14 protein-coding genes and 1 pseudogene are annotated in these 9,526 nt (G+C 59.2%); 7 read left to right on the plus strand and 8 right to left on the minus strand.

The window, feature by feature from the left end; genetic code table 11:
* Positions 1–150: 150 nt before the first annotated feature.
* From VBE63_RS21700 to VBE63_RS21730, 7 genes are all read right to left on the minus strand, one after another.
* Entirely contained in the window at positions 151–462 is a 312-nt protein-coding gene (locus tag VBE63_RS21700) for a hypothetical protein (RefSeq protein ID WP_323685106.1), read from the minus strand.
* Between the two features lie 79 nt (positions 463–541).
* Positions 542–934 carry a hypothetical protein gene (locus VBE63_RS21705; protein WP_323685107.1) on the minus strand — a complete coding sequence of 131 codons (393 nt, stop codon included), beginning with the start codon at positions 932–934 and terminating at the stop codon, positions 542–544.
* Positions 931–1,389: a DUF29 domain-containing protein gene (locus VBE63_RS21710; protein WP_323685108.1), complete on the minus strand. Its 459-nt coding sequence runs from the start codon at positions 1,387–1,389 to the stop codon at positions 931–933. Before VBE63_RS21710 ends, VBE63_RS21705 begins: the two co-directional genes overlap by 4 nt.
* A 24-nt stretch (positions 1,390–1,413) precedes the next feature.
* Positions 1,414–2,571, minus strand: a complete 1,158-nt coding sequence (locus tag VBE63_RS21715; RefSeq protein WP_323685109.1) for a LegC family aminotransferase — start codon at positions 2,569–2,571, stop codon at positions 1,414–1,416.
* Between the two features lie 42 nt (positions 2,572–2,613).
* Positions 2,614–2,859, minus strand: a complete 246-nt coding sequence (locus tag VBE63_RS21720; RefSeq protein WP_323685110.1) for a hypothetical protein — start codon at positions 2,857–2,859, stop codon at positions 2,614–2,616.
* Between the two features lie 31 nt (positions 2,860–2,890).
* Complete coding sequence (locus VBE63_RS21725; RefSeq protein WP_323685111.1) at positions 2,891–3,796, minus strand: GDP-mannose 4,6-dehydratase; 906 nt, start codon at positions 3,794–3,796, stop codon at positions 2,891–2,893.
* Between the two features lie 85 nt (positions 3,797–3,881).
* Positions 3,882–4,127, minus strand: a complete 246-nt coding sequence (locus tag VBE63_RS21730) for a cytidylyltransferase domain-containing protein (RefSeq protein WP_323685112.1) — start codon at positions 4,125–4,127, stop codon at positions 3,882–3,884.
* Positions 4,128–4,476: 349 nt separating this feature from the next.
* Here VBE63_RS21730 and VBE63_RS21735 point away from each other — a divergent pair, with 349 nt between their 5' ends.
* From VBE63_RS21735 to VBE63_RS21755, 5 genes are all read left to right on the plus strand, one after another.
* Entirely contained in the window at positions 4,477–5,070 is a 594-nt protein-coding gene (locus VBE63_RS21735; RefSeq protein ID WP_323685113.1) for a sugar phosphate nucleotidyltransferase, read from the plus strand.
* Complete coding sequence (locus tag VBE63_RS21740) at positions 4,967–5,263, plus strand: hypothetical protein (RefSeq protein ID WP_323685119.1); 297 nt, start codon at positions 4,967–4,969, stop codon at positions 5,261–5,263. Before VBE63_RS21735 ends, VBE63_RS21740 begins: the two co-directional genes overlap by 104 nt.
* A complete protein-coding gene (locus VBE63_RS21745; protein ID WP_323685114.1) occupies positions 5,235–5,495 on the plus strand; it encodes a DUF4351 domain-containing protein in 261 nt (86 codons plus the stop codon). The genes VBE63_RS21740 and VBE63_RS21745 overlap by 29 nt, the downstream gene beginning before the upstream one ends.
* 154 nt (positions 5,496–5,649) lie before the next feature.
* The gene (locus VBE63_RS21750; protein WP_323685115.1) at positions 5,650–6,546 is read left to right on the plus strand and encodes a hypothetical protein; all 897 of its coding nucleotides are present in this window, start codon (positions 5,650–5,652) and stop codon (positions 6,544–6,546) included.
* Between the two features lie 115 nt (positions 6,547–6,661).
* Entirely contained in the window at positions 6,662–7,105 is a 444-nt protein-coding gene (locus VBE63_RS21755) for a hypothetical protein (RefSeq protein ID WP_323685116.1), read from the plus strand.
* Between the two features lie 212 nt (positions 7,106–7,317).
* Here the strand turns inward: VBE63_RS21755 and VBE63_RS21760 are convergent, their stop codons facing one another.
* A complete protein-coding gene (locus tag VBE63_RS21760) occupies positions 7,318–7,644 on the minus strand; it encodes a hypothetical protein (protein ID WP_323685117.1) in 327 nt (108 codons plus the stop codon).
* Positions 7,645–8,281: 637 nt separating this feature from the next.
* On the opposite strand from VBE63_RS21760, the pseudogene VBE63_RS31535 reads away from it, so the two are divergent.
* Both VBE63_RS31535 and VBE63_RS21770 read left to right on the plus strand, forming a co-directional pair.
* Positions 8,282–8,608: pseudogene (locus tag VBE63_RS31535) on the plus strand (Rpn family recombination-promoting nuclease/putative transposase); the annotation flags it as partial.
* 83 nt (positions 8,609–8,691) lie between these two features.
* Positions 8,692–9,300, plus strand: a complete 609-nt coding sequence (locus tag VBE63_RS21770) for an Rpn family recombination-promoting nuclease/putative transposase (protein ID WP_323685120.1) — start codon at positions 8,692–8,694, stop codon at positions 9,298–9,300.
* The last annotated feature ends 226 nt before the right edge of the window (positions 9,301–9,526 follow it).

Raw genomic sequence — 9,526 nt, forward strand, 5'->3', positions numbered from 1 at the left:
GTGTTATGAGTGGGGTTCCGTTTTTGGTATGGTTTTGGACGTCGCCAGCATTGCCCGCGGCAATCACCGATCGCGCCCCCGAGTACAAAGAAGACGCCTGGCGACCAGTGCCGCAGCTGTTGTGTCGGCGCGGATCGGCGACGCTGTCGACTAGAGAAATTTCAGCACGCCGATGATGATGCCAACGCCGGTGGTGATGAAGCCAATCAGCCACAGAAACTGCGCATCATGGCGCTTGAGCATCTCGTTGTGGCGCTTGTCGGCTTGCTCAAAGCGCTGATCCATCCGCTCAAAGCCTTCGCGCATCAGCTCGCGTTGGTGCTTGAGCGCCTCCTCCACCCGCACCATGCGCTCGCGCAGCTCGATCTCGTAGACCGCAGGCGGCTTGCCCAGCGATTGCTCGGCCAGCCACTCGCCGAGGTGGGTCTTGATGAAATCGATGTCTTCTTGAGCGAGTGCCATGGTGTCCTCTGCGATCACAGCGACGAAGATGTTAGCCTAGGTCAAGGTCGTGACGCTGGCAAGGGCTGTCCGCTGCTGCTCAGGGCCTGCGCGGCGCTCCTCCAACCCCGGCTGCTCGCTGATCTCGGGGCAGGTCATCCAAGCCGCTTCTACCATCGGCGTGGCGCGAGCAATAGGCGGTTAGTGACTGGATCACGGGTAGGTTGGCGCCTTGGTGCTTGAGCAGGTTGAACAGTCGCCTGCGTGTCTCGGGGCTCTTGATCTGGCCGACGGTGATCAACGCATTCGGTGTCTGAGTGAGCAGCGCGGGCAAGTCGTCATCGCTGCCGAGGGTCGGATAACCAAGCACGCCCTCGGTTCCCTTAGATGGCGGCTGGACGATGCCGGCGATCTGATACCTGGCTCCGGCTTCGATGACGTCAATGCAGGCGCGGCAGTGGTGGCCGCCGCCGAGGAGGAGCAGCGGGTTCACAAAGGAGTTGACGTGTGTGTTGCCAGGTCAACGGGCAGCCAAGACTCCGCCAATACCTGTTCACGCGTCCAAGGGCAGCGCTCCGGAAAATCCGCAAGCCCCGTCTCTTGTGCGGCTTGCGCGATGGCATCGTCCCACACCGCTTGCCACCAGTCCGGGGTATCTAGCTTGGGTTGCAGGCTGGGTGTTTCCTGCAGGCGCCTGTGAAGGCCTCGGCGCTGATTGCGGATGGTGATTTCCCAGCTTGCGCCCCGCCGTTCGGGTTGCCGTTGCCATTTCAGAAGATGCGCCAACAAGATCGCCATGCGGTGCATCAACTCGCGCTGTTCACTTTTGCCCACGTCCTCGATCTCCTCGGCCAAATGCTCAAGATCCAGCAGGTCGAAGCGCTTTGCCCGCAGGCACTGCGCTTGTTCATTGGCCCAGGCGATAATGTCTTGATCGTAGTGTTGCATAATGAATCACCTGCTTTGCTTGAATCAGACCAACCCTGCGCTACTCGGCAGATTAATGATCCGCCGCGCCAGCGATTCCACCACTGGCAGCGGCGCGCACGGGCAGTCGCGGTAGGGTGGCAGCTTGTGCATCAGCCTCCAGGCCGGGTGGGTCATCAGTTCGGCGTCGTTGGTCGCGGCCAAGATGTCGTCGCGCTGCTCGGCCACGTCTTCCGACAAGATCAGCGTTTGCAGCCAGTCGTGGCTTTCGCAGCCGGCTGGTTCCTGCATCAGTCGCACCTGTTCAAGCCCGGCAAAGGCGGCGCGATAGCGTTCATACAAGCGGCGCTTGGAGGCAAGAAAGTCTGGCAACTGCTCCAACTGCGCGCAGCCGAGTGCGGCGTTGAGGTTGGGCATGCGGAAATTGTAGCCGATCTCATCGTGAACGTAGTCCCAGCGATGCGGGCGTTTGGCGGTGGTGGTGAGGTGCTTGGCGTGATCGGCCAGACGCTCATCGTTGGTGAGGATGGCGCCACCGCCGCCGGTGGTGATGGTCTTGTTGCCGTTGAAGCTGAGGATGCCGAGCTGGCCAAAGGTGCCGGTGTGGCGACCTTGGTAGCGGCTGCCGAGGGCTTCGGCGGCATCTTCGACGAGGGCGAGCCGGAAATCTTTCGCCACCGCCATCAGGCCCTGCAGATCGCAGGGATGACCGAAGGTGTGCATGGGAACCAGGGCGCGAAGGCATCGCCCGCTGTGGCGGTTGCGATAGGCCTCGCCGGTGCGCTCGGCGGTGCGGGTCAGCCATTCGCGCAGCGCGCCGGGATCAAGCCCCAGGCGGGTCTCCTCACTGTCGGCGAAGTGCGGCACGGCAGCAAGATAATGCACTGCGTTGGCGGTGGCGACGAAGCTCAGCGCGGGCACGATGACCTCATCATCCGCCTTTACGCCAGCGAGGCGCAGCGCCACTTGTAGGGCAGCGGTGCCATTGACCACCGCCACCGCGCGTTTCGCACCGGTGTACTCCGCTAGCGCCTGCTCGAAGCGCTCGACATAAGCACCGATCGAGGAGACGAAGGTGGAGGCGATGCAGTCGGCAACATAGCGCTGTTCGTTGCCCTGGAAGCGGGGTTCGTGCAAGACGGCGTTGCCGGACCCAACGACGCCTTGCAGGGCATCAACAATCGAGGTTGCCAACTCGGTCATCTTGATGGCGATGGGACTGAATCCGTTTAACCGAGAGAGCGGTCAGCCGTCCTGTAACTCTAGACGGCGTTCAATTCGCTCGATCCGAGCCACAAGCTGGTCAGCATGCGTATGCTGCTCGACGATTTCGCCATACATGTGCGCCAGATCGCGCCGTAGGCCAGCGACTGTCGTTTCCAGATTGCCCAGCCTTGCTTCAAGGCGTCCAAAGCGCTCTGAGTGTTTATCCTGCTCGGCACGAATCGCGCGAAGATGTTCGAGAACCAAGCTTTCGATGTTGTCTATCACGTTGCTCTCCAAGCCCTATTGCCGTGCTTCATCATAGGTTATAGCGATCCGCCTTGTAACGCTGAAGGTTTGCGGGAGACCTAAACCAGTGCGCCGTTTCTGCCAAACCGCGCCGAAATCCATCAAGCCCTCCGTAGGCCGGCTGCCAGCCGAGCAGGTCGCGCGCCTTGGTATTGTCTGCCCAAAGCCGCTCGACCTCGCTCTTGTCGGGGCGCAGGCGTTGCTCGTCGGTCAGGATCTCGATCTCGGCGCCCATCACCTCGGCGATGGTGCGAGCGGTGTCGCCGATGCTGATCTCGAAGTGGCTGCCGAGGTTGATGACCTCGCCGAGGCCGGCATCGGTCTGCAGCGCCTTGATGAAGCCATTGACGGTGTCGGTGACGAAGTTGAAATCTCGGGTTGGATGCACCGCGCCGAGCTTGATCTGCCGTTGGCCGCTGGCGATTTGCGTGATGATGGTTGGGATGACCGCGCGCGCGGATTGGCGTGGACCGTAGGTGTTGAACGGTCGCAGGGTCACCACGGGCGTGCCGAAGGACCGATAGAAGGCTTGCGCGATCTGATCGGCGCCGATCTTGCTCGCCGAATAGGGCGACTGGCCCTGCAGCGGATGATCTTCGGTGATCGGCACGAAGCGGGCGGTGCCGTAGACCTCGCTGGTGGAGGTGTGAATGACCTTACTGGCGCCGAGTTCACGTGCCGCTTGCACCACGTTGAGGGTGCCCTTGATGTTGGTGTCGACGTCGGTGTCGGGTGAGTGATAGGAGTAGGGGATGGCGATTAGCGCCGCTAGGTGCAAGACTGCCTCGCAGCCAGTCATCGCGGTGCGCACCCCATGCGGGTCGCGGATGTCACCGGCGAAGACCTCGAACTGACCGCGCACATCGTCGGCGCAGTGGTCGAGCCAGCCCCAGGCGTTGAAGGAGTTGTAAAGCACAAAGGCCTTGACCGGCTAGCCGGCTCTGACCAGGGCTTCGGTCAGGTGTGAGCCGATGAAGCCATCGGCGCCGGTGACGAGCAGGTTATTCGGCATGGCTGCTGTTGGCTTGGTCTTGCGCGATGAGGTCTTCGACCCAGCGCCAGTCTTGCGGGATGTCGAGATCGACTGAGCGCTCTGGCGGCATCGGATCAATGTGCTCGACACCCATGGCCTGTCTGGCCGCGTCGATGCTCCAGCCGATCAAGGGTTTGCCAGCTAGAGGTCTGATATTCTTGCGCGCAATGCCTTTGGAGCCGCCGCGCTCGGGGATGAAGGTCAGCAGGTTCATCGACGGGCTAGAAGGTCTGGCACGGGGTCTCTGGGACCTAAGCGTTTGCGTGAAGTGTGGTTTTGGGTGGTTGCTGCAGCGGTTGACCATACCCTAGGCGGGTCTTGCTTGCGTAGGCGGTGATCAGGTTTTCGTCTTTGTCTGACCGGTATACTGGCGCTGTTGAGTCCAGCGCACTGGCAGACGCGCTTGGACATCTTGATCGAAAGATAGAGGCTCTTCGGGCGAACAAGCGCGATGCATCCGACATTGACCCATCATCAACAGCGGAAGGAGGCTTGGTCTCGCATTGAAGCGCGCGTTGCACCGTTCGGCTACCGGATTTCTGCGACCGGAGCAAGCCGCCTCGGTGTCTGCCGACGTCAGCGTTGAGGCGGCCCTGCAGCGGCTTGGGCAGGCTGAGCATGGCACATTGATGGTGTTGGGGGCGGAGGATCGGCTGCTGGGGATCTTGGCGGATGTGGATCTGCGCAAGTACATCCTGAAACCTGGGGCGATGGATGCGCCGGTTGGCGTGGCCATGAACCGGCAGCCGCAGGTGCTCACGGAGCCTTTTTACGTGGCGGAGTTTGTCGACCGTTCGGCGGCTGAGCAGCCCATTCGGCGCCGGATGCTGCCCTGTGTGGCGGCTGACTGGCGCCTGATCGGCGTGGTGGCGCAGCGTGCGGATGTCCCCAAGCCGCTGTTCGATAATCGGGTGGTGATCATGGTCGGTGGCAAAGGCCTGCGCTTGCGCCCGCTGACGGAGGAGACGCCGAAGCCGATGCTGCCGATTCCACGCCCTGGTCCGACCACTCCCGGCAGCGCTGCAACCCGATGTGCCACAGTTTCGCTATACCCTGCACGATCTTTCAGCCCGCACCAACGCCGAGATCAAAGGCGATGTGCTCACCCGTCTGGTGCAACTGGCGATGCGCTGGATCTTCAGCCACGAGCCGCTTGAACACCTCGAGCGGCTCATCGCCCTGATCGACCAGATCGCCGACCGCGACACCGCGCTCGAGATTCTGGAATCGCTGCTACGATACTATGTCCAAGGCACGCAACGGGTGGCGGAAGACGACGCCTCGCCAACTGTTGGAGCAGACCTCACCGGGAGATCCGATCATGCAGACCTTTATCGATCGATATATTGAGCAGGGCCGTGAGCAGGGTATTGAGCTGGGCATCGAGCAGGGCATTGAGCAGGGCATGGAACTGGGCAAGCGTCAAGGCGAAGCCGAGTTCCTGCTGCGCCAGATGGAGCGCAAATTCGGTCCTGCGGATGTGAAGCTGCGCCAGCAGATCCAAGAGGCCGATGCCGAGAAGCTGCTGGAATGGTCCGAGCGCATCCTCACGGCGGAGACGCCGGAGGCGGTGTTTCACTGAGCGCTAAGCGCGAGTTCCTGCGCTTGCTCACCAATGGCCTAAGCATCGATGGCGTCGTGCTCCCTGCCGACCTCTAGCAAACGATTTGTGCTAACCATATCAAGGTCGGAGCGATGATGCGCACCGGCTTCGCTGATCCTGAGAGGTAGCGCCTATGTCTACACGTGGTTGGTACGAATATTATGTGATTGACCCTGTCTCGGGTCACTGTTCACTTGCCATGCAGTTTTATAAGTGGGGCGATGCGGTGCCAGAACATGCATTGGACGAATGGCAACTGTTCCAGCAGCAACTCGATCAGGCAGAAGGTTTGTTTCCGGTAGAGTGGCTTGACGACTTGCTCCGTGACCAGCTCGGCTCACTCTATGGCAAACTCCCGGTCCACTTTTCCATCGCCGCCTTTCTGTTCCTGATCCAACGCGCCGAGGAAGCGCGGAATTCGTTCCCAAACCTGGACTACGACGAACTGCCTAAGAACGAGCGCCCCGACTATCGGCTCGGTTTTGCGATCGGCAAGGCCATGACGCTCCATCAATTTCGACCTTTGTCGCATCCCGATCCTTTGCTAGATATGGTCCTGGGCTTTATCGCCACGGGCCATTTCGTGCGCCCTTGGCGAGAATATGGCCTGACCTGGTCGGTGCTGCAATGGCTGCAGTATCTGACCCAGGTCACGCTAAAAACCGAGATGGGATCAATTGCCGGTCAGTTGAACTCACCCTTTGATATCCATTTCCTCTATCGCTACTTCGTCTGGATCGACCCGACACAGCCGTTCAAGATCACTCGGCTGGCGATTGAGCTTTGCGATGCCGCCGGCGACGATCTCTTCGTCAAGCTTGAGGATCATCCAGGCAAGGATGCCGGGCTCGCCCAGGACCATCGGCAACAGGCCGACAAGCTGTTGAGCACAATCAGAAGCAAGGAGATTAATCTGTTTTCACTGCGACAGGCTGAGTCTGCGTTTGAACTTGAGACCGACACCTTTTGGGCGCCGCTTCACTACGAGCGCCCATCCTTACCGACTCGCTGTCAGCATAAGCGTTGCTGAGCCCAACGCGCCGGGTGACGCATCGCCGCCGATGGTGCCGCTGCCAAGGGGCAAAGGGCCGTGTTCCAAAATTATGCGCAATTTCAGAATACCACCAAACGCTGGAGTATCGACGATGACTGATCAGACGATGACGCAGGAACAGGTACAAGCGCGCATTGCAGACTGGCTTGAGCGTGTGCATGATCTTTACGCAACGATTAAGGATTGGGTGCAACCAATCGAGGGGTTTCGGGTCGTCGAGCATCAAGACGCGACTATGTACGAGGAGCTAATGCATCGCTTTGGTATCAGCCCCCAGGCCATGCCAACGCTGGATTTTTATGACGATAACGACTTGATTGCGCGCGTGAAGCCCATCGGTCTTTGGATTATTGGCGCAAATGGACGAGTTGATTTGATGTCGCGCAATGGCGGTGCCCAGATCATCGACGAATCCGAGCCGTTTCAAGGTTCCAAATGGATTGCACATGATCGAGAAGATTTTCTTGAAGGACAGTTGCTGACCAAAGATTATTTACTGCGGAAGCTGGGAATTCCAAAACATGAATGTGTTTGAAGACCTCTCGGTTATTTACGCGGAAATCGATGGCTTGTACATGGATCAAGGACTGCAGCCCTTTTAAGGTGCATAAAAGCAACATTTAAAATCAGCGACTTACGATTCCATGTGAATCTGCCGGTCACCGAACCACGCGATCCGTCGCAAGCACCTTGACGAAGAATCAGGGGCTTGCAGTCAGGTGAATTTCGTCACCTTAAAAGGGCTGATCAAGGACTGCAACAGAGCAAAAGTGGCAATCTCGAGATCGAGGCGGCGATTGCAGTTAAGCGCAAACTTATAACGATCACGCTTATTTTCTGTTTTTGTTCAGCCGTTTTGAAGACGCGGTCAGAGAGGAAAGTAGCAAAGTCATTCGTCAGAATTGCGACGCTGCTCTGGATTGGGAACATCGCCGGGTCTGGCAACTCCTGCCGTCCAGGAAAAATGCGGACCAACCATCTTTTCTTAATCGGGTTGCGCTGTTGATCGATAAAAGGAGTCATCAATATGAAACAATCAAGTCGTACTATCAACAGCGCAATACCATTAGCCATGGTGGTGACTTCAGCATCCCGATTTCAATTGCAACAGTTTTCAGTGATTTATCCGGCTTATTAGATAAGATGAGGGCTGGAAATGGCTAATGAACTCACTTGTGGTAAGACGGTAAGACGCCACGCACGGTCCCCTCCAACCCCGGCTGCTCGCCGATCTCGAGACAGCTTATCCAAGCTGCCTCTACCATCGGCAAGATGGTCTGCTCGGCGTCTCGCGGATGCGCCTGGCGCCAGCGCAATACCAGGGACGGACCACGAAATGCCGAACGGGTGATATCCAGAGATAGCCAGTCGCCCTAACTCGCGGCTTAGTGCTCTGCTGTACTTATAGCGTCATGTCTGACTGGCGATCAGGTCAGATGGCGATATCCAACGACCTCAAGCAGGCTGAAGTCGCCGCCTACCGACGCCAAGGCCCCAAAAGGGTGCATCGACGCCGTGGTGCCGTTGGCTGATCCTGCCAGTGAAGCCAACCCATCGATCACGGCCGCCGACCTCACATCAGGCTGGCCATCTGGTTCCCCGCCGAACGGCTGATACGCGCGCCGAACGTTGCCTGATCGACCCCTGGCCGATAGGATCAGTTCACAGTGTCATGCACGAGAGGCCCGCATGGACGAGATCAACAACCCGCATGGACGAGATCAACAACCCGCATGACGTCTACTTTCGCGAAAGCTTCACCCGCCGCGAGATTGCCCAAGACTTCCTGCGTTGGCACCTGCCAGCGGAACTGCTGGCGTTTGTCGATCTCGACAGCTTGGAGATTAGCAAGGATAGCTATGTGTCCAAGGAGTTGCGCGCCTCGTATTCGGATCTTGTCTACCGACTGCGCCCGCGCGGTCTCGATCATCCTGTCACCTCTACTGAGCCTGAGCCGGGATCAGCGTCGACATCCGCGCCCGATCTTGCGCTCTGCGTCTACATGCTCTTCGAGCATAAGAGCACGCCCGAGTACTGGGTCGCGTTGCAACTGCTGCGCTACATTGCTCTGCAGGGCGAGGCCTACCGCAAACAGCATCCGGATGCCCGGATGCCAAACAGCTGCCACTGGTCTATCCCAGGGTGCTCTACCACGGCTACAAAACCTGGCACGCACCGCGCGACTTTCACGCCTTGGTTCGGCCGCTACCGGCAGTGCTGCAACCCTATGTGCCACAGTTTCGCTACAGCCTGCACGATCTCTCAGCGCGCACCAACGCCGAGATCAAAGGTGATGTGCTTACCCGCTTGGTGCAACTGGCGATGCGCTGGATCTTCAGCCAGGAACCGCTTGAGCATCTGGAGCGGCTGATCGCCCTGATCGACCAGATCGCCGATCGTGATACGGCGCTGGAGATTCTGGAATCGCTGCTGCGATATGATGTCCAAGGCACGCAACGGGTGGCGGAAGACGACGCCCGCCAACTGTTGGAGCAGACCTCACCGGGAGATCCGATCATGCAGACCTTTATCGATCGATATATTGAGCAGGGCCGTGAGCAGGGCGAGCGCCAAGGCGAAGCCAAACTCCTGCTGCGCCTGATGGAGCGCAAATTCGGCCCGGCCGATGTGAAGCTGCGCCAGCAGATCCAAGAGGCCGATGCCGAGACGTTGCTGGCATGGTCCGAGCGCATCCTCACGGCAGAGACGCCGGAGGCGGTGTTTCACTAAACGCCGAGCGGTCAGCAGACCTGGCTGCTGGCGTCAGGGTAGTCAGCAGCCTGGTCTGCGGGTCATTCTCTGCAAATTATGAGGGACGGACCACGTTAAGCGTTAACGGTCGACTGCCACGAACCCATTGAGGGCAGGGCGAACAGACCCAGCCTCCGGGGTTGAGGGCGTGTTGGCTGCTCCTCGCGGCAGGTGTCTACTGAGACGCCATCGGCTACACTGAACC

Source organism: Lamprobacter sp. (assembly GCF_034860625.1).
Classification (GTDB): Bacteria; Pseudomonadota; Gammaproteobacteria; order Chromatiales; family Chromatiaceae; genus Lamprobacter.

Excerpts from the sequence above, each read along its gene's own strand:
- VBE63_RS21700 (WP_323685106.1), bottom strand. The coding sequence starts at position 462 with ATGGCACTCGCTCAAGAAGACATCGATTTCATCAAGACCCACCTCGGC.
- VBE63_RS21710 (WP_323685108.1), bottom strand. The coding sequence starts at position 1,389 with ATGCAACACTACGATCAAGACATTATCGCCTGGGCCAATGAACAAGCG.
- VBE63_RS21715 (WP_323685109.1), bottom strand. The coding sequence starts at position 2,571 with ATGACCGAGTTGGCAACCTCGATTGTTGATGCCCTGCAAGGCGTCGTT.
- VBE63_RS21730 (WP_323685112.1), bottom strand. The coding sequence starts at position 4,127 with ATGAACCTGCTGACCTTCATCCCCGAGCGCGGCGGCTCCAAAGGCATT.
- VBE63_RS21745 (WP_323685114.1), top strand. The coding sequence starts at position 5,235 with ATGCAGACCTTTATCGATCGATATATTGAGCAGGGCCGTGAGCAGGGT.
- VBE63_RS21750 (WP_323685115.1), top strand. The coding sequence starts at position 5,650 with ATGTCTACACGTGGTTGGTACGAATATTATGTGATTGACCCTGTCTCG.
- VBE63_RS21755 (WP_323685116.1), top strand. The coding sequence starts at position 6,662 with ATGACTGATCAGACGATGACGCAGGAACAGGTACAAGCGCGCATTGCA.
- VBE63_RS21760 (WP_323685117.1), bottom strand. The coding sequence starts at position 7,644 with ATGGCTAATGGTATTGCGCTGTTGATAGTACGACTTGATTGTTTCATA.